General features: G+C 72.8%; 16 protein-coding genes, 1 pseudogene and 1 riboswitch. Of the genes and pseudogenes, 11 read left to right on the forward strand and 6 right to left on the reverse strand.

The window, feature by feature from the left end; translation table 11 throughout:
* Positions 1-10: 10 nt before the first annotated feature.
* The 3 genes from ABGB05_RS11905 (at position 11) to ABGB05_RS11915 (ending at position 3269) form a co-directional block, all read left to right on the forward strand.
* Complete coding sequence (locus ABGB05_RS11905) at positions 11-1021, forward strand: lysylphosphatidylglycerol synthase domain-containing protein (RefSeq protein ID WP_347653302.1); 1011 nt, start codon at positions 11-13, stop codon at positions 1019-1021.
* 114 nt (positions 1022-1135) lie between these two features.
* Positions 1136-2527, forward strand: coding sequence for a glycosyltransferase (locus ABGB05_RS11910; RefSeq protein ID WP_347653303.1), 1392 nt, complete (start codon positions 1136-1138; stop codon positions 2525-2527).
* Positions 2520-3269, forward strand: a complete 750-nt coding sequence (locus ABGB05_RS11915; protein WP_347653304.1) for a methyltransferase domain-containing protein — start codon at positions 2520-2522, stop codon at positions 3267-3269. The genes ABGB05_RS11910 and ABGB05_RS11915 overlap by 8 nt, the downstream gene beginning before the upstream one ends.
* 53 nt (positions 3270-3322) lie before the next feature.
* Here ABGB05_RS11915 and ABGB05_RS11920 read toward each other — a convergent pair whose 3' ends face one another.
* Both ABGB05_RS11920 and ABGB05_RS11925 read right to left on the reverse strand, forming a co-directional pair.
* Positions 3323-4843, reverse strand: coding sequence for a hypothetical protein (locus tag ABGB05_RS11920; protein WP_347653305.1), 1521 nt, complete (start codon positions 4841-4843; stop codon positions 3323-3325).
* Positions 4840-5823 carry a glycosyltransferase family 2 protein gene (locus ABGB05_RS11925; protein WP_347653306.1) on the reverse strand — a complete coding sequence of 328 codons (984 nt, stop codon included), beginning with the start codon at positions 5821-5823 and terminating at the stop codon, positions 4840-4842. Before ABGB05_RS11925 ends, ABGB05_RS11920 begins: the two co-directional genes overlap by 4 nt.
* Positions 5824-6149: 326 nt before the next feature.
* Here ABGB05_RS11925 and ABGB05_RS11930 point away from each other — a divergent pair, with 326 nt between their 5' ends.
* Positions 6150-7097, forward strand: a complete 948-nt coding sequence (locus ABGB05_RS11930) for an aldo/keto reductase (RefSeq protein WP_347653414.1) — start codon at positions 6150-6152, stop codon at positions 7095-7097.
* Positions 7098-7203: 106 nt separating this feature from the next.
* On the opposite strand, the gene ABGB05_RS11935 is transcribed toward ABGB05_RS11930, so the two are convergent.
* Both ABGB05_RS11935 and ABGB05_RS11940 read right to left on the reverse strand, forming a co-directional pair.
* Positions 7204-7767 carry a hypothetical protein gene (locus tag ABGB05_RS11935; protein ID WP_347653307.1) on the reverse strand — a complete coding sequence of 188 codons (564 nt, stop codon included), beginning with the start codon at positions 7765-7767 and terminating at the stop codon, positions 7204-7206.
* A gap of 102 nt (positions 7768-7869) precedes the next feature.
* On the reverse strand, positions 7870-13617 hold the full coding sequence (locus tag ABGB05_RS11940) for a ThuA domain-containing protein (RefSeq protein ID WP_347653415.1): 5748 nt from the start codon (positions 13615-13617) through the stop codon (positions 7870-7872).
* 491 nt (positions 13618-14108) lie between these two features.
* Positions 14109-14217, forward strand: a riboswitch (TPP riboswitch).
* Here ABGB05_RS11940 and thiE point away from each other — a divergent pair.
* The 7 genes and pseudogenes from thiE to thiC form a co-directional block, all read left to right on the forward strand.
* Positions 14212-14829, forward strand: a pseudogene (gene thiE, locus ABGB05_RS11945) (thiamine phosphate synthase); the annotation flags it as partial. (Overlaps the previous riboswitch by 6 nt.)
* Before the next feature lie 134 nt (positions 14830-14963).
* On the forward strand, positions 14964-16124 hold the full coding sequence (gene thiO / locus ABGB05_RS11950; protein WP_347653308.1) for a glycine oxidase ThiO: 1161 nt from the start codon (positions 14964-14966) through the stop codon (positions 16122-16124).
* A 20-nt stretch (positions 16125-16144) separates the two neighbouring features.
* Entirely contained in the window at positions 16145-16345 is a 201-nt protein-coding gene (gene thiS / locus ABGB05_RS11955) for a sulfur carrier protein ThiS (protein WP_347653309.1), read from the forward strand.
* A gap of 5 nt (positions 16346-16350) precedes the next feature.
* Positions 16351-17157 (forward strand): thiazole synthase, encoded by an 807-nt coding sequence (locus ABGB05_RS11960; protein WP_347653310.1) that lies wholly within the window; start codon positions 16351-16353, stop codon positions 17155-17157.
* Positions 17154-17813: a thiamine phosphate synthase gene (locus ABGB05_RS11965; RefSeq protein ID WP_347653311.1), complete on the forward strand. Its 660-nt coding sequence runs from the start codon at positions 17154-17156 to the stop codon at positions 17811-17813. The genes ABGB05_RS11960 and ABGB05_RS11965 overlap by 4 nt, the downstream gene beginning before the upstream one ends.
* Entirely contained in the window at positions 17810-18667 is an 858-nt protein-coding gene (gene thiD, locus ABGB05_RS11970) for a bifunctional hydroxymethylpyrimidine kinase/phosphomethylpyrimidine kinase (protein ID WP_347653312.1), read from the forward strand. The genes ABGB05_RS11965 and thiD overlap by 4 nt, the downstream gene beginning before the upstream one ends.
* Positions 18664-20256 (forward strand): phosphomethylpyrimidine synthase ThiC, encoded by a 1593-nt coding sequence (thiC, locus tag ABGB05_RS11975; RefSeq protein WP_347653313.1) that lies wholly within the window; start codon positions 18664-18666, stop codon positions 20254-20256. Before thiD ends, thiC begins: the two co-directional genes overlap by 4 nt.
* Before the next feature lie 4 nt (positions 20257-20260).
* Here thiC and ABGB05_RS11980 read toward each other — a convergent pair whose 3' ends face one another.
* Both ABGB05_RS11980 and ABGB05_RS11985 read right to left on the reverse strand, forming a co-directional pair.
* Positions 20261-21892, reverse strand: a complete 1632-nt coding sequence (locus ABGB05_RS11980; RefSeq protein ID WP_347653314.1) for a hypothetical protein — start codon at positions 21890-21892, stop codon at positions 20261-20263.
* Positions 21893-22005: 113 nt separating this feature from the next.
* Positions 22006-23187, reverse strand: a complete 1182-nt coding sequence (locus ABGB05_RS11985) for an ABC transporter substrate-binding protein (protein ID WP_347653315.1) — start codon at positions 23185-23187, stop codon at positions 22006-22008.
* Between the last annotated feature and the right edge of the window lie 55 nt (positions 23188-23242).

Here is a 23242-nt window from a genome sequence, read left to right on the forward strand (position 1 = left end):
CGTCCGTGCTGTGACGTCGGGCACAGCGGTCAGGGTGGTGCTGCGTCGTACGGCGCAGGTGGTGGTCACCGTGGTGCTGCTCGGGTTCCTCGGCTGGTCGGTGGCGGGCCGCTGGGACGAGGTACGCGGTGTGCTCGGTGATCTGTCCGCCGGTGGCCTGGTGCTCGCCGGCCTCGCCGCCACGGTCGCGTACGGCTGCGGTTTCCTCTCCTGGCGGGTGCTGCTGACCGACCTCGGGGCACCGGTGCCGGTGACCGGCGCGGCCCGGATCTTCTTTGTCGGGCAGTTGGCGAAGTACCTGCCGGGCAAGGTCTGGCCGATCCTGTTCCAGGCCCGGCTCGGGCGGGCGTACCAGGTGCCGGGGCGGACCTCGGCGGCGGCCGGACTGCTCGCCCTGCTGGTCACGCTCGGCACCGGCCTGCTGGTGACCGTCGGGCTGCTTCCGGCGCTCGGTGACCGGGCGTTCGACCGGTTCTGGTGGACGGTGCTGGTGCTGCCGGCGGCTCTGGTGGCGCTCTGGCCACCGTTGCTGAACCGGTTGTTCGCCCGGCTGCTGCGGCTGGCCCGTCGGGAGCCGCTGCCCCGGCCGCTGACCGGGCGGGGCATCGGTCCGGCGGTCGGCTGGTCGGTGGCGGGCTGGCTGGCCTACGGCGTCCACCTGTGGCTGCTGCTGCGCGACGCCGGTGCCACCGGGGCGACCCTGCCGCTGGTCGCGGTGGGCGCGTTCGCCGGCTCGTGGTGTCTGGGGTTCCTGCTCGCGGTCGCGCCGGCCGGGGTCGGGGCGCGGGAGGTCGCGGTGCCGCTGCTCCTGGCCGGTTCCGTCGCCGCGCCGGTGGCCCTGGTCGCCGCCGTGGTGTCCCGGCTGCTGATGACCGTGGTGGACCTGCTCTGCCCACTGTGCGCGGTGCTGACGGAGCGGGTCCGGTCGGGACATCCGGTTGGTGGGCCTGCCGGGAGGCCCGGCCCGCCGGCGGAGAAGGCACCGTCCGCCGGGCGTACCCCCGTCCTGCCCGACTGTTAGGGAGGGCCCCCGTCCGCTGACAGATGTGATCGGGACCGGCCGTGCCGGACGGCGACGCGCCAGCGATGACCACGGAACGTGCTGATTGCTGTACGGCAAGCTACGCTGCTTGCCGTGCGTTGGCTGGTTTTCGGCAGCTACGACGTACGCCGACATCCCCGGGTCGGCGTGCTGGTGCAGGGACTCCGGGCCGCCGGTGACCAGGTCGACGAGGTGAACGTGCCGCTGGCCCTGGACACCGCCGCCCGGGTGGCCGTGCTCCGGCAGCCGTGGCGGCTGCCCCTGTTGGTCGGGAAACTGGCCCGCTGCTGGTGGTTGCTGGCCTGGCGGGCCCGACCGTACCGCCGGCGGGCCCGACCGTACCGCAGGTGGGGGCGTGGTGGTTCGACGGACGGGGTGGACGCGGTCCTGGTCGGCTACCTCGGGCACTTCGACGTCCACCTGGCCCGCTGGCTGTTCCGCCGCACCCCGATCGTGCTCGACCATCTTGTCTCCGCCGCCGGCACGGCCGCGGACCGCGGTCTGGCCGCGCGGGGCGGCGTCCGGGACCGGCTGATGCGCTTGATCGACGTGGCTTCGCTCGGCCGCGCTGACCTGGTCGTACTGGACACCGTGGAGCAGGTGGCCGGGCTGCCGGAGCACAACCGGGACCGGGCGGTGGTGGTGCCGGTCGGGGCCGGAGCCGACTGGTTCGCCGCCGGGGCCGGAGCTGACCAGGTCGGCAGCGGCGACGGAGCTGACCGGGTCGCCGCCGGGACCGGAGCTGACCGGGGCGGCAGCGGCCACGGAGCTGACCGGGGACGGTCCGGCCAGGGGGCGGGACGGCTCAGGGTGGTTTTTGTCGGGCTCTTCACCCCGTTGCACGGCACGGTGACGGTGGGGGCGGCGTTGGCCCGGCTCGCCGCCGACGAGCGGATCGAGGTGTCCATGGTGGGCACCGGGCAGGACCACCCGGCCTGCCGTCGGGCCGCCGCCGGCAATCCCCGGATCACCTGGTACGACTGGATACCCGCTGCCGAACTCCCGGCGTTCGTCGCCGGTCACCACGTCTCGCTCGGCATCTTCGGCACCACCGCGAAGGCACTGCGGGTCGTGCCCACCAAGGTCTTCCAGGGCGCGGCGGCAGGCTGTGCGGTGGTCACCTCCGACACCGGACCGCAGCGACGCGCCCTCGGCGACGCGGCGCTGCTCGTCCCGCCCGGGGATCCGGAGGCGCTCGCCGCCGTACTGCGTGAACTGGCCGACGATCCGCTCCGGGTCGCGTGGCTGCGTCGGGCCGCCCGGCGTCGGGCGGTCGACCGGTTCGCTCCGGCGACCGTCGTCGCGCCGCTGCGGCATCGTCTCGCCGCAGGAACGCGGCATCCGATGCCGGAGCCGGCAAGGCCGGTGCCGGTGACGGGGGATCCGGATCCGGTTCGGGGCGCCGGAGCGCACAGCACGTTGCCGGAAGGGGCGGCCGGCGTGGGGCTGACCGGTGCGGTCGAAGGGAGTCGGTCTGATGGTTAGCCGGGTAGCGGATCCGCCGTTGCCGCCCCGGGCGGCGCTGCGCTGGCAGGTCGTCCGCCGGATCGTCACGCAACGGCGGCCGGCCAGCATTCTCGAACTCGGCTGCGGTCTCGGTGCGGTCGGGACCCGGCTGGCCCGGATGGCGACGTACACCGCCGTCGAGCCGGATCCGCGCAGCTACCAGGTGGCGTACCAGCGGATCTCCCCGCTCGGCGGGACAGTGTGCAACGGCGACCACCGGCAGGCCCCGACACCGGGGCGGTACGACCTGGTCTGTGCGTTCGAGGTGCTGGAACATCTCGCCGACGACGCGGCGGCGCTCGCCGAGTGGCTGCCCCTGGTCCGCCCCGGCGGTCGTCTGCTGCTCTCGGTACCCGCCGACCCGGAGCGGTTCGGGGCCTGGGACGCCCTGGTCGGACACTACCGGCGGTACTCCGCCGGGCAGCTCCGGCAGCGGCTGGCCGAAGCCGGGGCGACGGAGATCCGGCTCGTCCACTATGGCTGGCCACTCGGCTATCTGCTGGACACGGTCCGGGACCGGTGGGCGGGCGGTCCGGTGGGGAACGCCGTGCCGGGGGAGACGGCCGAGGAACGTACCTCGACCTCCGGCCGGATCCTGCAGCCGAGCGGTGTGCTCGCCGGCGGGATGATCCGGATGGCGGTGTCACCGTTCGCGATGCTGCAGCGGATGCGACCCGACCGGGGTCCCGGGCTGGTGGCGGTGGCCACCCGACCGGCGTAGCCCGACCCGTGGCCACCCGACCGGCGTGGCCCGACCCGTGGGCGGCCCGGGCTTCAGGGGCGGACCACGCTGGCCCGGAGAGCGGCGACCGCGACCAGGGCGTACGGTCCGTCGCGGACGACCGCGACCGCTCCGACCGAGTCGGGGATCCAGTTCGGGCGGTTGTCCAGGTTCACCAGCACCAGTTCGTCGGTGCGGGTCGTCGGAGCGGTCAACTCCTCGACGGTGAGCAGCCGGGCGGGCCGGTTCCAGTAGTAGGCGAGCCACCGTGGGCTGTTCAGACCGCTGCCGACCACCCAGGCGAACCGCTGCTCGGCGGGTGGCCGGTGCTCGGCGACGAGCCGGCCGGCCCGGGCCGGCCCGGTGACCAGCCGGTCGCCGACCGGGCCGAGGACCAGCAGTCCGAGGTACGCGCCGAGCCCGGCGACGGCCACCACCGGGACGGCCCGTCGAGTGGCGACCGGGGTGGTGAACTCGGTGCCGAGCCGGTCGACCAGCACGCCCGCCCCGACCAGGCCGACCAGCAGGACCGGGTACGACCAGTACGAGTGCACGAAGGCGCCGTGGCTGAGGCCGAGGACCCAGCCGGCGGTGAACCCGGCGGCGATCACCAGGTAGCCCCGGGTCCGTCGGTCGAGCATGGCGGCGAGGCCGCCGAGCGGCAGCAGCAGGAGGTACCAGACCGGGAGCAGGTCGCGGGCGTACTGCCACTGCCGGCGGAGGAACTGCCGGACGGTGAAACCGCCACCGCTGCTGCGCAGTTCGGCCTGGCCGCCGAGCAGGGTCAGCCCGGTGACCCCGACCACGAACGCCAGGCTGACCGCGACCCCGACCAGCATGGTCGCGCCGACCAGCAGCACCGTGCGGTCGAGGCGGCGCCGGCCCAGCACGAGCCAGATCCCGAGTACGCCGGCGAGCGCGATTCCCGGCCAGGAGACCAGGGTGCTGAGCAGCGCGGCGACACACGTGGCCGCGACCAGCCGACGCGACGGGTCCGGTTGCCGGCGCAGCCGGACGATCCCGGCGGAGAGGGCCAGGACCGGCCCGAGGTCGATCATCAGCGGGCTGTAGACCCAGTAGAAGGTGGTGGCGACGGTGAGGCAGAGCGCGAGCAGGGTGCCGGTCCAGCGGATGCCGAGCCCGCGCAGCAGCGCCGCCCCGGCCGGGATGATCAGCAGGGCGAGCAGGTACGGCGGCAGCCACACCTGATACTCCCCGTCGCCCGGCAGCAGGCCGGTCAGCGCGGTGAGCAGGTTCAGCAGCGGCGGGTGGTGGGCGTACGGCGTCGAGGCGTACGGGGCCCAGTCGGCGCCGAAGTGGGAGCCGACCAGCCCCTGCTCCTGCAGGTTCCGCAGGTGCAGGGCGTACCGGCCGATGATCCGGCCCAGGTGGTCGTCGCCGAACGCCGCGTCGAGCCGGGGCAGCCAGGTCAGCGCGACCAGGCCGGTGAGCGCGCCCACCGCGTACCAGCCGTGTCGCCCGGTGCGGTCCGGTCCGGCGGGGCTGTCGGCGGCGCCGGCGGCAGCGGGTGCGGTGCCAACCAGGTCGGCGGTGGTGGTGTCGGCGCTGGTCATGGGCGGTTTCCGCTGGGCCAGTCGATCCGGGACCGGACGATGAGGTCGGCGAGCAGGGCGACCGCCCCGATGATCAGACCGGCGCAGAGCAGCAGCACGGTGTTGGTCGCGATCCGCACCGGGTGGGCGACCAGGTCGTACCCGATCTTCGCCGTGCCGACGGCGATCAGCCACAGCGAGGGCGGCATCAGCACCTTGAGCGGGTTGAAGTACATCACCATCCGCAGCACCTGCAGGATGTACCGGTAGGCGTCCCGGACGAAGTGGAACTTCGACTTCCCCGACCGGCGGGCGTAGTCGATCGGCACGTACCGCACCTCGTGCTGGTTGTGCAGGAAAGCCATCGTGATCGTGGTGACGCAGGAGAAGCCGGGTGGCAGTAGCCGCAGGTACGGCAACGACACGTCCCGGCGGAATGCCCGGAGTCCGGAGTTGAGGTCGGGGATCCGGGTGCCCGCGAGCCGTTCGGCGATTTTCCGGATGAGCCACTTCGCCGGCACCCGGAGAAACTTGTGGCTGCCCTGTTCACTGGTACGCGCGCCGACCACCTGGTCGATCTGCGGCTGGCCGAGCAGCAGTCGGACGAATTCGGGAATCCGCTCGTTCGGATACGTCATGTCGGCGTCGGTCCAGACCACGATGTTGCCCCGGGCCTGCTGGGTGCCGATCCGCCGGGCGGTGCCCGAGCCACCGTTGCGGTGGAAGGCGAGCACCCGCAGGTGCGGGCAGCGGCCGGTCGCCTCGCGGAGGAGTTGCAGGGTGCCGTCGGTCGACGCGTCGTCGATCGCGAGGACCTCGTACCGCAGGCCACTGGCGTCGAGGGCGGCGGTGATCCGGTCGATCTCGGCCAGGACGTGCGCCTGTTCGTTGTAGCAGGGCAGGACGACGGTGACGTCCAACGTCGTACCGGTGCCGTCCCGGGGAAGTTGTGCGGGGACCCGGGAAAGGTCCGTACCGGAATGGTCGAATCGGCCCGTCACCGCCATGGAACCCACGCCTCTCCAGCGTCGCGCGGCGACCTGGGACGGTAGGGAAGATCGTATTGGTCGCCGGATTTCGCTCACGATATAGCAGGTCCCCGGAATAACGTTCGAGGTGTCGTCGTACGGCGATTCACGCTATTCGTGAATCAGTTTTGCGAAGTCAATTCGGGTGTTACTGACGTGGCCCGTCTCCTGGTCGACCGGGCTGTCGACGTGTTCGTGGCGGTGGCGCCCCTCCGGCCGGGCTCCCGGATCCTGGGCGTCGGCCGCGCCGAAACCGGTAATGATGGCACCGGCCTTGGTAAGTTGATCTTATGAGTGAGATGAACTACCGCCGACTGGGCGACTCCGGGCTGGTGGTGTCCGTGGTCGGGATCGGCTGCAACAACTTCGGCCGCAAGTTGGACACCGCCGGCACCCGGGCGGTGGTCGACGCCGCCCTGGACGCCGGCATCAACTTCTTCGACACCGCGGACATCTACGGGGATCCGAAGGGTGGCTCCGAGGAACAGTTGGGCGCGGCGCTGCGGGGGCGCCGGGACGACGTCGTGGTGGCCACCAAGTTCGGCATGGACATGGGCGGGTTGAACGGCCCGGACCATGGCGCCCGGGGTGCCCGCCGGTACGTCGTCCGGGCCGTCGAGGCGTCGCTGCGCCGGCTCGGCACCGACTGGATCGACCTCTACCAGATGCACGAACCGGATCCGGGCACCCCGATCGAGGAGACGCTGAGCGCCCTCGACGACCTGGTCCGGGCCGGCAAGGTGCGCTACCTCGGCAACTCCAACTTCACCGGGTGGCAGATCGCCGACGCCGACTGGACCGCCCGGACCAACGGCTGGACCCCGTTCGTCAGCGCCCAGAACCACTACAGCCTGCTGCACCGGGAGGCGGAGCGCGAGGTCGTACCGGCCGCCGAACGGTTCGGGCTCGGCGTGCTGCCGTTCTTCCCGCTCGCCGACGGTCTGCTCACCGGCAAGTACCAGCGGGATGCCGAGCCGCCGGCCGGCAGCCGGCTCGCCGGATCCATGCCCCGGTACGCCCAGCGGCTCGCCACCGCACCCTGGGACACCATCGAGGCCCTCGAGAGGTACGCCGCCGAGCGTGGACTGTCGATGGTGGAGGTGGCGATCGGCGGCCTGGCCGCCCTCCCCACGGTGACCTCGGTGATCGCCGGAGCCACCAGCCCGGAGCAGGTCCGGACGAACGCGGCGGCGGGCCGTTGGCGGCCGTCCGCCGAGGACCTCTCCGCGCTGCGCGCCCTCCTCTGACCCGGAGCGCCGCGCCGGGGTGGCCGACTGGACGGCCGTCGCCTGCTCCCGGAGCGGCGGTCCGATCCCGGCCGGGGTCATGGCGTGGTCGGGCGGTCCGAGGCGGCTACCCACCGTCGGCCGGGAACCGGCGGGCGCGGAGCCCGAGTACGCCGAGCGTGGCCAGGGCCAGCATGGTCACCACCCCCGCCCCGACCAGCCACCGGTTCCGGGTGCTGCCACCGCTGTCGGCTTCGGACCGTTTCGGCGCGTCCGCCACCACCGCCGGAGCCGACTGCGGGGCACGCGCCTGCACCACCACCGTCGCCTCGGCCGGGTCGGGCTCCGGCGCCCTGACGCTGACCTCCCAGCGCCCCGGGGTGAGGATCGGGCCACTGCTGTAGAAGCCCCGCCCCTCACCGGCCGGACCGAGCTGGAGCGGGCCGACCTGCCGGCCGCCCTCGCCGGTGGCCCGCAGCACCAGTCGCAGGCCGGTCTCCACCGGATCACCGGTGTCGGCGTAGCTGAGCTGGACCGTGACGCCGGTGGCGCCGTCGCCGGCCACCGCCAGTCTGAGTTTCCCGTCCCGGGCGGCGGCCGGTCCGGCCGGTCCGAGCGTCACCAGCCCGGCGACGACCAGGGTGACGAGCAGCGTCGCCGGTACCCGGGAGAGACGGTGCCGTGACCTCATCGGTAACTCCTCACGTCGAAGCGTGCCGGGGCGGGACCCGGCCAGGTCCCGCCCCGGTGGTGGTACGGGGGGCGGCCGAACGACCGCCCCCCGTACCGTTGCCTAGAGCCGGCCGCCCCGGTGGATCCGGGTCGGGTCACCGGCCAGCCGACCGGTGCCCTGCACCGATTTGCCGTCGTTGGCCCGGACGCCGGCGGCGCTGGGGTCGCCGCCGAGCCGCACGATCATCGCGTCGGCGTCCCGGACCAGCACGTCCCGGATCTCCGCCTCCGTCACCAGCGCGGTGTCCGCGGCGAGCGCCTTGAACTGGCCGAGCTGCTTGATCGCCTTGTTGTCGTTGCCGTTCGCCTCGGCCTGGCGGACCGCGTCGAGCTTGGCCGACAACTGCTTGTGCGCCTTCGCCGACAGTCGACCCGTCGCCTTGAACCGGTCCAGCAGTTGCTGCATGTCCCGGAACGAGGTGGTGACGAAGAACCGGACGGTCGAGGTGGTGCTGTTGCCCGCCCTGTCCGTCGCGGTCACGGTCAGCTCGTGCAGGCCGAGCGGCAGCTCGTACATGGCCTGCAGGGTGTTCGGCTGGTACGGCCGACCGTCCAGCGTGCCGACCGTCGCCTTGATCCCCGACGTCGGGTCGACCGCCGACCAGTTCACCCGGACGTCCTGGCTGTCCCCGTAGAGCTGGCCGTCGGCCAGCCCGGAGACCAGGACGGTCGGCTTCACCCCGTCGATCTTCAGCACCGCGGACTTGAGCGTCTCGACGTTCCCGGCCGCGTCGGTGGCCCGGTAGAGCAGCTCGTGCTGTCCGTCCCCGGTCACGGTCACCGGCTCGGTGTACGCCGTCCAGGCGCCGCCGTCCAGCGACCACTCCAGCAGGGCCACCCCGGAACCGGCGTCGGTCGAGGTCAGCGTCACCGGGACACTGCCGCCGCCGTGCCAGCCGTCGTCGGTCGGCGGTGCGAAGGAGGCGCTGCTGACCGGCGCGGTGGCGTCGATCCGCACCGCCACGGACTTCGTCTCCTCGACGTTGCCCGCCTCGTCCGTCGAGCGGAACCGCAGCTCGTGGTCACCGTCACCGCTGACCGCCACCGGCTCGGTGTACGCGGTCCAGGTGGTCGCGCCGTCGAGCTGGTACTCGGTTTCCGCCACCCCGCTGCCACCGCTGTTGTCGCTGGCGGCGAGGGTGACCGTGACCGGACCGGGGTACCAGCCGGCGGTCGGGGTCCCCGACACCTCGGCGGTGGTCACCGGCGCGACCTCGTCGGCCACCTCCGTGCTGAGCCGGAAGTAGTCGAACGAGACGGTCTTCGACTCGGTCTGCGCGCCACCGAGGCTGAACAGACCCACCTTCGGCGTGTCACCGACCGCGGTGCTGGTCAGCGGAGCCAGCTCCGACCAGGTCGTACCGTCGGCCGAGTACGCCGCCGTGTACGTGTCCCCGACCTTCGCCACCCGCAGGTGCCAGACCGAGGACTCCAGGCCGGCCGCCTCCGGCTGCGGGTTCTGCACCGTACCGCCGACCTCGCTGCGGAACTCGATTCGCCGGGACAACGGCTGACCCACCTGGTTGTCGACGATGAAGTCGAACTTCAGGTAGTTGTCGTCGTCGCCGTACACGATCAGGCCGGCCTGCTGGTACTGCTCGGTGAAGAGGCTGCCGTCGACCTTCGTCTGCACGGTCCAGTCGCCTTCCGGCGCGGTCTGCAGCACGAAGTTCGTCGGGTCGGTGTTGCCGGTGCCGTAGATGTCACCGTTCGGCACGTCGACGTGCAGCGCGCCGTCGGCGACCCGGTACGCCGCCGGGTCCTCCCGGACGATGCCGTCCCACCGGCACCGGTCGAGCGTGTCGCCGGTGAACTCGTCGGACGGGGTGACCGGACCGGCCGGGGCGTCCGGCGAGAACTGGAACAGGTCGAACTCGGCGTCGACCACCGGCGCCTCGGTGCCGCCGTTCAGGGCGAACAGCCCCACCTTCGGCTCGGTGATGCCGGCCAGCGCGGCCGACTGCCCGACCGGGGTGAAGGTCTGCCCGTCGGCCGAGAACGCCGCGGTCAGGTTCGTCCCGTCGCTGGTCAACCGCAGGTAGACCGAGTCACCGGCCGGTGCCGCCGCCGAGTCGCCCGACTCGTTGCGCGGCGTACCGGCGGTTTCCCGGATGAACTCGATCCGCCGGCTGCCGTTGTAGAGCAGATCCAGCTTGGCGTAGTTGTCGTCGTCGCCGTAGACGATCAGACCGGCCTGCTGGTAGTTCGCCGCCACGGCCAGGGTGACCCGGGTGGTGGCCTGCCAACTGCCGTCCGGCGCCGGTTGCAGCACCAGGTTCGTGGCGTCGTTACGGCTGCCGTACAGGTCGCCGACCGAGGTCGGCAGCGCCAGGTTGCCGTCCCGGACCGCGTACAGCTGGTTCTCCCGGACCACCGTCGACCAGCGCGACTTGTCCAGCTCGGTGCCGGAGAAGTCGTCCGAGCGGGCCCCGAGGCAGGAGGTGTTCGGTGCCTGCACCCGGACCGGGACGTACGCGGAGGCCTGCGCGCCCCGGGCGTCGGTCACGGTCAGGGTCGCCACGAAGTTCCCCGCCACGGTGTACGTGTGCGCCGCGTCGAGGGTGTCCGCCGTGCCGCCGTCCCCGAAGTCCCAGGCGTACGTCAGGTCGTCGCCCTCGGCGTCGGTGGCGGTGCCGTCGAACTCCACCCGGACCGGCGCGATGCCGGTGCTCGGGTCGGCGCTGACCGACACCACCGGAGGCGCGTTCTCGGTGACGCCCCGGCCGACGAAGTCGACCCAGTTGACGTTGAGGATCGCGCCGGTGCCGGTCGAGCCGACCGGGTTCTTCGCCACGAAGAACAGCGGTCCGCTCACCGTGCTCGGGGTGGCCAGTTGTGCCGTGGCGTCGACCCAGGTCTGCCAGCCCCCGGTGTCCGGCACGGTGGCGGTGGTCAGCAGCGGACCGTCGGCCGCGCCGGCCCGTACCTCGATCTGCGCGCCGCCGCCGGCCGAGGAGGCCCGGAACCGGAGCGCGTCGATGCCGGTCAGGTTCGCCGGGTCGAACGTCCAGTAGTCGCCGTCCTCGATGAAGGCGATGTTCTGGAAACCGCCCTGCGGGTCGCTGGTCTCCTGGCTCTGCACCCCGGGGTCACCGGTGCCGACCCCGCCGGGAGCGCGGCCGGTGGCGGCGAAGTACTCCGCCTGCTTCCGCTTCGGCTGCAACACCTCGATCGCCCGGCCGGTCAGCGCGTTGGAGCCGCCGGCGCCGCCGCCGTCGGTGTACGTCGCCTCGAAGACCGCGAAGATGTCGGCGTCCTCGCCGTGCCCGGCGGCGAGCGAGGTCTGCACCAGGCCCGTGCAGCCGGTGTACTCGTCGAGCGGGTGGGCGTGCTCGTCGTGACCCAGGTAGTACTGCAGCTTCACCCGGTCGCAGTCGATCGTTTCCTCTTCCGGGTCGGTCACCGTGACCGTGTACCGGACCTGGTCGCCCCAGTAGAAGAAGCCACCCTCCGGCGGAAACTCGATGGTCACCGTCGGGGCGGTGTTGCCGACCGTGATCGGCACGTTCGCCACCGCGGTCCGGCCGCCGTCGTTGGTGACGGTGAGCTGCGCGTTGTAGTTGCCCGGTGCGGCGTACGTGTGCGTCGGGTTGGCCTCGGTCGAGCTGCCGCCGTCCCCGAACGTCCAGGCGTACGTGAGCGGTCCGCCGTCCGGGTCTCGGGAGCCCTCGCTGCTGAAGGCCACGGTGAGCGGCGACGGGCCGGAGGTGGGCGTACCCTCGGCGACCGCGATCGGGGCCCGGTCACCGGCGATGTAGTCGATCCGGTAGACCCCCGAGTTGTCGTTGTTGCCGCCGAACCCGCTGCCCCACTCGATCAGGTACAACGCGCCGTCCGGCCCGAACTCGAAGTCCATCGGCCGGACGAAGGTCATCCCGGCGAGCAGCTGGTTGATGTCCACAAGCGACCGGCCGTCCTGGCTGACCTGGAAGGTGTACATCTTGTTCTGGTTCCACTCGCCGACCATCGCCTTGCCGTCGAAGTACGCCGGCCACTTGCGGTCGGAGGGGTTCTCCGGGTCGTACCGGTAGACCGGTCCACCCATCGGCGCCCCGCCGCCGCCCAGCTCCGGGAACTCCGGGTTGCCGTTGTAGTCGTAGTCCACGGTGGCCGGGATCGCCGGCGGCAGGTTGGTCAGACCGGTGTTGTTCGGCGAGTTGTTCACCGGTGCGGCACAGTCGTACGCGGCACCGGCCGGCCCGGACGGGAAGGTGAACTCCCGGTAGGCGGCGTTGGCGCCGACGCAGTACGGCCAGCCGTAGTTGCCGGCCTGCCCGACGATGTTCCACTCGACGGTGTTGCCCGGCCCACGGTCCGGGTTCGCCGAGCCGGCGTCCGGGCCGTAGTCCGCGACGTAGAGCGTGTCGGTGCCGGGGTCGACGCCGATCCGGAACGGGTTCCGGAAGCCCATCGCGAAGATCTCCGGTCGGGTCTTCTCCGTGCCCGGCGGGAACAGGTTGCCCTCCGGGACGGTGTACGTCCCGTCGTCCTCCGGGTGGATCCGGAGCACCTTGCCGCGCAGGTCGTTGGTGTTGCCGGAGGTGCGTTGGGCGTCGTAGTCCTGCCGGCCGGGCCGCTCGTCGAGCGGGCTGTAGCCGTTCGACTCGAACGGGTTGGTGTTGTCCCCGGTCGCCAGGTAGAGGTTGCCCGCGCTGTCGAAGGTCATGCTGCCGCCCGCGTGGCAGCAGGTGTTGCGCTGGGTGTCGACGGTCAGCACGACCTTCTCGCTGGCCGGGTCGAGGGTGTCACCGACGACCGTGAACCGGGAGAGGAAGTTGTGTGGGGTGCCGTCGTTGGGTGCGTAGTACAGGTACACCCACCGGTTGGTGGCGAAGTCCGGGTCGAGGCGGATGCCGATCAGGCCGTCCTCGTTGCCGGTGAAGACGTCGAGGTCGATGGCGGTGACCGTGGTGCCGGTGTCCGGCTTGACGATCTGGACCCGACCGTCCCGCTCGACGTAGAAGACCCGGCCGTCCGGCGCCACGTCCAGTTCCATCGGGTTGCTGGTGTTGCTGTCCAGCGTCACCTTCTCGAAGCTGCTGGTCAGCGAGGCGGCGCAGTCGGCGTCGACCACGCCGGCCGCGGTCTGGATGCCGCCGAGCAGGTGGGCCAGGAACTCCGGTTCGGCGTACGACTGCTGGGTGTGCCCACCCGCCGTGTACCAGGCCCGCCCGCCGTCGTAGTCCTGGCACCAGGCGAACGGGTGGTCCTGCCCCATCGCCCCGGCGCCGGGGGAGTAGCTGGTCTCGTCCAGCGAGGCCAGCACGTGTACGTCGGCGCGCGGGTTCTCTCGGAAGTTGTACCACTCGTCGTACCGGGACCACTGGTCCGGCAACGACTTCGTGGACTCGTGCGCGTGGTCCTCGACCTTGATGGTGGCCTGCTGGTTCGCCGGGTGGGACGCGAAGTACGCGCCGACCAGGTCGCCGTACCAGGGCCAGTCGTACTCGGTGTCCGAGGCGGCGTGCACGCCGGCGTAGCCGCCGCCGGCCCGGATGTACCGCTCGAACGCCGCCTGCTGGTTGGCGTCGAGTACGTCGCCGGTGGTGGAGAGCCAGACGACCGCCTGGTAGCGGGCCAGGTTCTCGTCGGTGAAGGCACCGGCGTCCTCGGTCGCGTCGACGGTGAAGCCGTGCTCCGTGCCGAGTTGCCGGATGGCGGCGATGCCCGCCGGGATGGAGTCGTGCCGGAAACCCGCGGTCTTGGAGAAGACCAGCACGGAGAAGGGCTCCGCCTGGGCCTGGGCCTGGGCCGGTGCGGCGAGTGGCTGCCCGGCCGGTGCGGCCGAGGCCGGGCTGCCGACCAGCATGGTGCTGGTCAGCGCCACCGCGGCGGCGGTGCCGAGCAGGGCGCGGGTGAGGGGGTTGCGACGGTGGCCGGATGCACGGTCAGTGGTGGGGGTGCCGCGGACGCGGCGCGGGACTGCCACGAAGGATCTCCTTCGTCCGATGAGGACAGCGGGGGATCCCGGGTACGGCTCGCCGAAGGTCCGCCTCGGGGTGCGGGGCCGACCGTGGCCCGCCGAGGCCCCGACCGGCCGGATTCTGCCTTGTCATTGAACAAATTAGGGCGGGTACCGGGGGTACCGGAATACGACCGCGAGGTTAATTCGGGTAACGGTTGAGTAACGGCGTGCGACTTACCGGATAGGACGGTCCAAGTCGACGCTCCGGATGTCGGGTCCGCCCCGGCATCGACGCTGGTCGCGGCCATGCATCCGGGTCTGTCGATTGGTCGCGGTGGATGTGCGTTGGGTCACGGGGCTTTACGTCAGCGTGACGAAGCGCGTATCGTCGCCGGCAAGTAACCCACGGGAGCCCGGTGCACCGGGCTGAGAGGGGGGCTGAAGCCCCCGACCGTCGAACCTGATCCGGGTAATGCCGGCGCAGGGAGGAGCGTTGCCATGTCGTCTCTCGGTCGACTCCACCTCATCACCGACACCCGGCCCGGTCGGGATCCACTCTCGACGGTTCGGGCGGCACTCTCCGTAGCTGGCCCGGAGCTGGTCGTGCAGATCAGGGTCGAGGACAGCGTCGACGACCGGACCGCGTACGAGCTGGCCCGAGAGATTTCCGCGTGGTGCGCCCGGTCCGGAGCGACCTGCCTGGTCAACGACCGACTGCACGTGGCGCTCGCGGTCGGCGCCGACGGCGGGCACGTCGGCGCCCTGGACCTGCCGGTCGACGCCGCCCGGCGGGTGCTCGGTCCGACGGCCGTACTCGGCGCGACCGCCCGGGACCCGCAGACCGGTCTCGCCGCCGTCGCCGCCGGGGCCACCTATCTCGGGGTCGGCCCGTGTTACCCGACCCGTACCAAGGACGGGCTGCCGAACGCGATCGGACCGGCCGGGATCCGCCGGGTCGCCTCGGTGGTACCGGTCCCGGTGATCGCGATCGGTGGCATCACCGCCGCCCAGGTGCCGGCGCTGCGCGCCGCCGGGGCGTACGGGGTGGCGGTGGTCGGTGCGCTCTCCGTCGCCGTCGACCCGGCCCGGGCCACCGCCGAACTGCTCGCCGCCCTGCGTGCGCCGCTGCCGACTGAGCCGACGCTGCCGGCCGCCGTCCCGCCGGAGCCGGCCGCCGGGCCAGCGGCCGGAGCCGACCGACATTCGCCACCCGGGGGAGGCGCCGACGCGCACTCCACCGGAGTGGCGACATGCTGACCGGCGGCTCTCCCGACGTCGTGGTGATCGGTGCCGGCCCGATCGGGCTGGCCACCGCCTGGCGGTGTGCCGAGCGGGGCATGCGGGTCACCGTCCACGACCCGGACCCCGGCTCGGGTGCCGCCGACGTCGCCGCCGGCATGCTCGCCCCGGTCTCCGAGGCGCACTTCGGCGAGCGGGCGCTGACCCGGCTGCTGGTCGCCTCGGCGGCCGGCTGGCCCGACTTCGCCGCCCGGTTGACCGAACGGACCGGCCTCGACCTCGGCTACCGCACCGAGGGCACCCTCTCGGTCGCGGTCACCGCCGACGACCTGGCCGAGGCGGAACGGCTCTGGGCGTACCAGCGGGAACTCGGCCTGCCGATCACCCCGCTGCGGCCGGCCGAACTGCGGGACCGCGAGCCGCTGCTGGCGACCCGGTTGCGCGGCGGCGCCTACGCGCCCGGCGACCACCAGGTGGATCCCCGCCGGCTGGTGGCCGCGCTGCGGGTCGCGGTCGCCGCCGCCGGGGCGACGGTGCTGCCCCGACCGGTCGGCAGCCTCGACGAGGTGACCGCGGCCGGGGCCCGGGTGGTGGTCGCCGCCGGCTGCGGTACCGCCCAGCTCACCGGCCTGCCGGTCCGACCGGTGAAGGGCCAGGTCCTGCGGCTGCGGGCGCCCGGCGGCGCGGCGCCCGGCTTCCGGCACGTCATCAACGGGTACGTCGACGGACGCGACGTCTACCTGGTGCCCCGCCACGACGGCGAGGTGGTGGTCGGGGCGACCGTCGAGGAACGCGGCGACCTCGACGTCACCGCCTCCGGCGTGCTGGAACTGCTCCGCGCCGCCACCGACCTGCTGCCGGAACTGGGCGAGTACCACCTGGTGGAGGCGCGGGCCGGGCTGCGCCCCGGCACCCCGGACAACGCGCCGCTGATCGGGCCGCTGCCCGGCCGGCCGGAGGTGCTGGTGGCCGGCGGCCACTACCGGCACGGCATCGTCCTCACCCCGCTCACCGCCGACCTGGTCGCCGACCTGCTGGTGACCGGGGTGCCCGATCCACTGCTCGCCCCGTTCGCCCCGGACCGGTTCGGCCCGCCGAACCCCGGCCGGTCCGGACGTGCCGGCATCGGCCCTGACCGGGTCGGCCCTGGTGGGCGACCCGATACCGAGTAGTCCCAGAGCCGGGAGGAAACATGGAACTGACCGTCAACGGAGTCGGGCACCGGCTGCCCGGCGAGAAGACCCTGGCCGACCTGGTCACCGAACTCACCCCGCAGAGCCAGGGCGTGGCGGTGGCGGTCAACGGCGAGGTGGTGCCGCGTACCGGCTGGCCGACGTGGACCCTGCGGGACGGGGACCGGGTCGAGGTGCTGACCGCGGCCCAGGGCGGGTGACCGGGATGACGACCCTGGCCACACCTGGAGAGACCGCCACCGACGAGTTCCGGCTCGGCGGCGAGACGTTCCGGTCCCGGCTCATCCTCGGCACCGGCGGGGCCAGCAGCCCGTACGCGCTGGAGCAGGCGATCCGGGCCAGCGGCAGCCAACTGGTCACCGTCGCACTGCGCCGGATCGACAGCGGCGCGACGATGGGCGGCGGGCTGCTCGACGTACTCGGCCGGTGCGGGGTACGGCTGCTGCCGAACACCGCCGGCTGTCGTACCGCCGCCGAGGCGGTGACCACGGCGCACCTGGCCCGGGAGGCGTTCGACACCACCTGGGTCAAACTCGAGGTGATCGGCGACGAGCGCACCCTGCTGCCGGACGCGGTCGAACTGGTCGCCGCCGCCGAACAGCTGGTCGCCGACGGCTTCACCGTGCTGCCGTACACCACCGACGACCCGGTGCTGGCCCGGCGGCTCGCCGACCTCGGCTGCGCCGCGGTGATGCCGGCCGGCGCGCCGATCGGCTCCGGCCTCGGCATCGGCAACCCGCACCAGATCCGGCTGCTCCGGCAGGCCGTCGACGTACCGGTGATCCTGGACGCCGGCATCGGCACCGCCTCCGACGCCGCGCTGGCGATGGAACTCGGCTGCGACGGGGTGCTGCTGGCCAGCGCGGTGACCCGGGCCGCCGACCCGGTACGGATGGCCACCGCGATGCGGCACGCCGTCGAGGCCGGCCGGCTGGCGGCCGGAGCCGGTCGGATTCCGCGCCGGTTCCACGCCCTGGCCTCCACCCCGGACGACGGGCGGCCCGACCTGTGACCGGCACCAGCGTCCCGAGTGGAGTCGTGGTGGTGACCGACCGCCGCCAGGCGCGCCGGCCACTGCCCGAGGTGATCCGGGACGCGGTCGACGGCGGTGCCCGCTGGGTGCTGCTGCGCGAGCGGGACCTGCCGTACACCGAGCGGCGCACCCTGGCTGACCGGTTGCGGGCGGTGCTCGCCCCGGTCGGCGGCACACTGCTGGTCGCCGGCCCGGACCCGCTCGGCGGCGACGCGGTGCACCTGACCGCCGCCGGGCCGTACCCGCCGTCGGAGGTGCGCCTGGTCGGCCGCTCGTGCCACGACGAGACCGAGCTGCGGCGTCTCTCCGCCGAGGACTACGTCACGCTGTCGCCGGTTTTCCCCACCCCGTCCAAGCCCGGCCACGGTCCGCCGCTGACCCCGGCCGGACTGGCCCGGCTGGTCGCCCGTACCCCGGTGCCGGCGCTCGCCCTCGGCGGTGTCGGCACCCCCGGACAGGTCGCCGACTGCCTGGCCGCCGGGGCGGTCGGGGTGGCGGTGATGGGCGCGGTGATGCGCGCCGACGACCCGGCGGACGTGGTCGACGCCCTGTGCGCGGCGGCCGGGGCCGGGGTGGCGGACCAGACCCCGGACGCCCCGCCGGCACCGGCGGGCGTCGGCGGAGGCATCCGGTGACCCCGCCGGTGGCGCTGACCGTGGCCGGCTCGGACTCCGGCGCGGGCGCCGGCATCCAGGCCGACCTAAAGGTCTTCGCGGCGCTCGGGGTCTACGGCACCTCGGTGCTGACCGCGATCACCGCGCAGAACACCCGGGCGGTCCGCGCCGTTTCCCCGGTCTCCGCCGAGATGGTGACCGAGCAGCTGACCGCCGTCGTCGAGGACCTGCCGCCGCTGGCGGTGAAGACCGGCATGCTCGGCGGCGCGGCGGTTGCCGAGGCGGTGGCGGAGGCGGCCCGCGCCGGCCTGCTGCCGAACCTGGTCGTCGACCCGGTGCTCGTCTCGACCAGTGGACACCGGCTCGGCGCGGCGGAGGCGGTCGCCCGGCTGCTGCCGTACGCCCTGGTCGCGACGCCGAACCGGGCGGAGGCCTCGGCGCTGCTCGGCTGGCCGGTCCGGACCCCGGACGAGATGGCGGAGGCGGCCCGGCAGCTCGCCGACCGGGGCACCCGGTACGTGGTGGTGACCGGCGGGGACGCGGAGGCGACCGGCGCGGACGCCGTCCCGGAGAGCGCGGTCGACGCGCTCTGGACCGGCGCCGGGGTACGGCTGCTGCGTGGACCGTGGGTGCCGACCCGGAACACCCACGGCACCGGCTGTTCCTTCTCGGCCGCGATCGCCGCCCGGCTCGCCCTCGGTGCCGAGGTGCCGGCGGCGGTGGCCTTCGCCAAGGAGTACGTCAACCGTGCGCTGCGCGGCTCTCGGAACTGGGAGCTCGGCGGCGGCCACGGACCGCTGGACCACCACGGATGGTCCGGTGGGGAGCCGACGGTGGACCGGACAGGTCCGTCAGGAGAGAGGTGGGGCGCGTGAAGGCTCGTCGCAAGGTGTACGTCGAGGGAAGCCGGCCGGACATCCGGGTCCCGTTCGCCGAGGTGGACCTGACCGGGGACGAACCCCCGGTCCGGTTGTACGACACGTCGGGCCCGGGATCGGACCCCGCCGTGGGACTGCCGCCGTTGCGCGGCACGTGGATCGCGGAACGCGGCGACGTCGCCCCGGTCCGGGGCGCCGGCAGCCCGCTCGCCGGCCGGGACGACGCCCGTCCCACCCAGCTCGCGTACGCCCGGGCCGGGATCGTCACCCCGGAGATGGAGTTCGTGGCGATCCGGGAGCAGATGCCGGCCGAGTTCGTCCGGGACGAGATCGCCGCCGGTCGGGCGGTGCTGCCGCTCAACGTCAACCACCCGGAGTGCGAGCCGGCGATCATCGGCAAGGCGTTCCTGGTGAAGGTGAACGCCAACATCGGCACCTCCGCGGTCACCTCCTCGGTCGCCGAGGAGGTGGAGAAGCTGACCTGGGCGACCCGGTGGGGCGCGGACACCGTGATGGACCTCTCCACCGGCAAGCGGATCCACGAGACCCGGGAGGCGATCGTCCGCAACTCGCCGGTGCCGATCGGGACGGTCCCGATCTACCAGGCGCTGGAGAAGGTCGACGGTGACCCGGTCAAGCTCTCCTGGGAGGTGTTCCGGGACACCGTCATCGAGCAGGCGGAGCAGGGCGTCGACTACATGACCGTGCACGCCGGGGTACGGCTGGCGTACGTGCCGCTGGCGGTCAACCGGGTCACCGGCATCGTCTCCCGAGGCGGCTCCATCATGGCCGCCTGGTGTCTGGCCCACCACCGGGAGAACTTCCTCTACACCCACTTCGCCGAGCTCTGCGAGATCCTCGCCCGGTACGACGTCACGTTCTCGCTCGGTGACGGGCTGCGTCCCGGCTCGATCGCGGACGCGAACGACGAGGCGCAGTTCGCGGAACTGCGTACCCTCGGCGAGCTGACCACGGTGGCGTGGGAGCACGACGTACAGGTGATGATCGAGGGGCCCGGCCACGTGCCGATGCACAAGATCAAGGAGAACGTCGACCTGCAGCAGGAGGTCTGCCACGAGGCGCCGTTCTACACCCTCGGGCCGCTGACCACGGACATCGCCCCGGCGTACGACCACATCACCTCGGCGATCGGCGCCGCGATGATCGGCATGTACGGCACCGCGATGCTCTGTTACGTCACCCCGAAGGAGCACCTGGGGCTGCCGGACCGGGACGACGTGAAGGCGGGCGTGATCGCGTACAAGATCGCGGCGCACGCGGCCGACCTGGCGAAGGGGCACCCGGGGGCCCAGGCCTGGGACGACGCGCTCTCCAAGGCCCGGTTCGAGTTCCGCTGGGAGGACCAGTTCAACCTCTCGCTGGATCCGGAGACGGCGCGGTCGTACCACGACGCGACCCTGCCGGCGGCGCCCGCCAAGACCGCACACTTCTGTTCGATGTGCGGCCCCAAGTTCTGCTCGATGAAGATCACCCAGGAGTTGAAGGAGTACGCCGCCCAGGGTATGAAGGAGAAGTCCTCCGAATTCCTGGAGTCGGGCGGACGGGTCTATCTCCCGATGGCCTGACCGGTCAGTCGGCGTGGTGACGGCCGGGCTGGCGTAACGTCCGCCGCCCGCCGTCGCCCCCGTCCAGCCGTTCGGTCGGGTCGGGCTGGCTCAGGCCGCTGACCCAGTCGACGTACTCCTCGTCGCGGGCCGGCACCGGTTCGTCCGACCGCCCGCGTCGGCGCGGCTGCCGCTGGCCGGGTACGCCGGGCCCGGACGCCCGCTCCCCGGTCGGCTCGGGCGCCGATGGCTGGTCGGACGCGGACGGCAGGTCGGACCCGTTGGGCTGGTCGGATGGGGCCGGCTGGTCGGACCCGGCCGGCTGCCCGGATGCCGACGGCTGCTCGGATGCCGACGGCTGGCCGGACGCCGACGGCTGCTCGGACCCGGCCGGCTGCTCGGACCCGGCCGGCTGGCCGGACCGGTTGCGGCGGAACAGACCGCGCCGGACCCGGCCGGGCGATCCGGCCCGGTCCTGGTCGTCGCCCGGCCCACCCCGGTCCGTCGGTGCCTTATCGACCCCCTGGTCGGACGCCTGCAGAACGACGGCCCGCTCCGGATCGACCGGTGTCGGCGTTGCTGCGGACGTCGGCTCCGGACCGGCGGGCGCCGTCGCTGTCGCGGGTGGCGCCGTCGGTTCGTCGTCCCCGGCGTCCGCTCCGCCAACCGGGGCGATCGTCACCGTCGGCGGGTCAACCGCGCCGATCCTGGTGGTCGGTCCGTCGACCCGGGCGATCGGCACTGTCGGCTCGTCGGGGGTGTCGAGGTTCGGGGTCGCCGGATCCGCCCCGTCCGCCGTCTCCGCCACACCGGCGGGCCAGCGGAGCACGGCGGCGAGTCCGGCGCCGATGGCACCGGCCGCGACGGCGATCAGCGCCCCCCAGTACGGCGCCGCCTGGTAGCCGTCGGTCGAATCACCGGCACCGGCGATCAGGTACACGGTGGTGAACGTCGCCGGGCCGGCCAGACCGGCGGTGGCCACCACCGGCACCGGGTGCCCGTCCCGACGGGCCAGTGCGCCGAGCAGCGCCCCGACGACCAGTGCCGCCGCCGGCAGGAGTACCACCGCGAGTCGCTGGGCGGTGCCGTGGTCCAGCCAACCCGGGTCCAGCACACCGAGGCGTACCGCGGGCAGCGGATCGGTGGGGCCGAGGGACGGCAGAACCGAGACGAGCGCGAGCAGCCAGCCGAATCCGACAAACACGGCGACATCGCGGGCGACCGTACGCCAGTGCAGTGTGGCGATCGCGACGACCAGCCCGACGACCGCGCCGAGCAGCGCCGTGGTGCCGACCACGGAGACCGGCTCCACTCCGGCGACCTCCGCCGTCCGGGCCGGTCGCATGGACAGCGGCGCGACGACGAGCGCGCCGACCGTCGCCGAGACAGCGGTGACCAGGCGGGTGCCGGTCGTGTCCGGCAGGTCGTACCGCTGGGTGAGCCGGTGTGCGACGACCGTGCCGGCCACCGTGGCGGCCAGGGCGAACCAGCCGACCCAGACCAGCTGGGCCGGCCACTGGTTCGCCAGCGTCGCCGCGAACACCCGGTCGAAGCGGACAACACCGAGTCCGTACGCGATGCCGAGCTGGCCGGCACCGGCGGCAAGCCCGATGCCGAGCGCGGTCAGCAGCACCTTGCCCCAGGTCCGGAAGGCCATGCGGGGCACGTTACGCATCCGGTGGGCCGGCCCGCCACCCGCGTCGGTGGTCCAGGAAGAGTCTCGAGACGGGCGGGGTGGACGGCGTACCGTCCACCCCGCCCGTCGACCGGTCAACCGGCCAGTCGCCAGCGTCCGCCCCGGGCCACCAGCAGGGTGAGTGCCTGCGGCATCAGCCCGGAGTGGTTCTCCGGGGTCATCCGGATCGGGCCGGAGAGTCCGTCGGTCTCCGAGGTTTCCAGCAGACCGCGGACGGTGTCCCGACTCGGCGTGCCGTCGTGGTCGCTGGCCCGGAGGATCGCGTCCACGACCAGCTGTACGGCGTCCGCGGCGAACGACGAGTAGCCGTAGTAGCCGCCGAACCGCGCGGTGTAGTCCAGGAACCACTGCTTGCGGGCGGCCTTCGCCGGGGTGGTCGCGATCACGTCGTCGATCGCCATGGTCTGGGTGAAGACCATCGTGGTGTTCTCCGCCGAGCGGGGACCGCTGCCCAGGAAGAGGTCACCGGCGGCCACCCCGTCGAAGAAGACGTCGCCGGTGAACTTCGCCTCGGCCAGGCTGGCGCTGGCCAGGGTGGCCTGCTCGGCCGGGGTCCAGACGATCACCGTGTCGGGGTCGGGGGTGAGCAGGGCGCGGACCGCCTGGCTGACGTCGGTGTCGGTGGGCTGGACGGCCCGGGCCCGGACGAGGGTGATGTCGGCCTTCTCGAGTTCGGTGGTGAGGGTGCGCAGTCCCTCCTGTCCGTACTTGTCGTCGGTGTGCAGCAGGGCGACCTGCTCGGCCTTGCGGGTCGTCAGTTCGGAGACCAGGGCGGCGGCGTTGTCCTGGGCGTTGGGGCCCAGCTTGAACATGTAGCGGCGGTCGACGGCCGGGGCGGCGACCTCGCTGGCGGGGGCCAGGGCGATGGTCGGTACGCGCTTGTCGTTGACGGTTTTCGCCGCGCTGATGGCACATTCGTTGCAGCTGCCCATGATGATGGCGTTGACCGCCGGGTTGCTGGTGAAGTCGCCGATGTTGCTTTCCGACACCTTCTGGTCGAAACGGTTGTCCCGGACGTCCAGCCGGAGCTTCCGGCCACCGAGTACACCGGACTTGTTCACCTGTTCGACCTTGAGTTCCAGCGCACGCTGGTAGGCCTTGCCAACCTGTGCGGCCGCACCGGACAGTTCCAGGTCGGCGCCGATCAGGATTTCGCCGGTCTCCTGTTCGGCGTCACCGAACTGGCATCCGGCCAGCGAGGTCGCCATGATGACCGACGCGAGTAGCGCGGGTATCGCGGAGCGGATGGGCCTCAACTCAGTCCTCCAAGAATGCGGCGCGGGTGGGGGGCCGGGCCGCGTCGCCGACAGC

Origin of the sequence: Plantactinospora sp. B5E13 (assembly GCF_039871775.1) — a bacterium.
Lineage (GTDB): Bacteria > Actinomycetota > Actinomycetes > Mycobacteriales > Micromonosporaceae > Plantactinospora.

Excerpts from the sequence above, each read along its gene's own strand:
- ABGB05_RS11960 (WP_347653310.1), top strand. The coding sequence starts at position 16,351 with ATGACGACCCTGGCCACACCTGGAGAGACCGCCACCGACGAGTTCCGG.
- ABGB05_RS11915 (WP_347653304.1), top strand. The coding sequence starts at position 2,520 with ATGGTTAGCCGGGTAGCGGATCCGCCGTTGCCGCCCCGGGCGGCGCTG.
- ABGB05_RS11980 (WP_347653314.1), bottom strand. The coding sequence starts at position 21,892 with ATGGCCTTCCGGACCTGGGGCAAGGTGCTGCTGACCGCGCTCGGCATC.
- thiO (WP_347653308.1), top strand. The coding sequence starts at position 14,964 with ATGCTGACCGGCGGCTCTCCCGACGTCGTGGTGATCGGTGCCGGCCCG.
- ABGB05_RS11930 (WP_347653414.1), top strand. The coding sequence starts at position 6,150 with ATGAACTACCGCCGACTGGGCGACTCCGGGCTGGTGGTGTCCGTGGTC.
- ABGB05_RS11920 (WP_347653305.1), bottom strand. The coding sequence starts at position 4,843 with ATGACCAGCGCCGACACCACCACCGCCGACCTGGTTGGCACCGCACCC.
- thiS (WP_347653309.1), top strand. The coding sequence starts at position 16,145 with ATGGAACTGACCGTCAACGGAGTCGGGCACCGGCTGCCCGGCGAGAAG.
- ABGB05_RS11935 (WP_347653307.1), bottom strand. The coding sequence starts at position 7,767 with ATGAGGTCACGGCACCGTCTCTCCCGGGTACCGGCGACGCTGCTCGTC.
- ABGB05_RS11940 (WP_347653415.1), bottom strand. The coding sequence starts at position 13,617 with ATGCTGGTCGGCAGCCCGGCCTCGGCCGCACCGGCCGGGCAGCCACTC.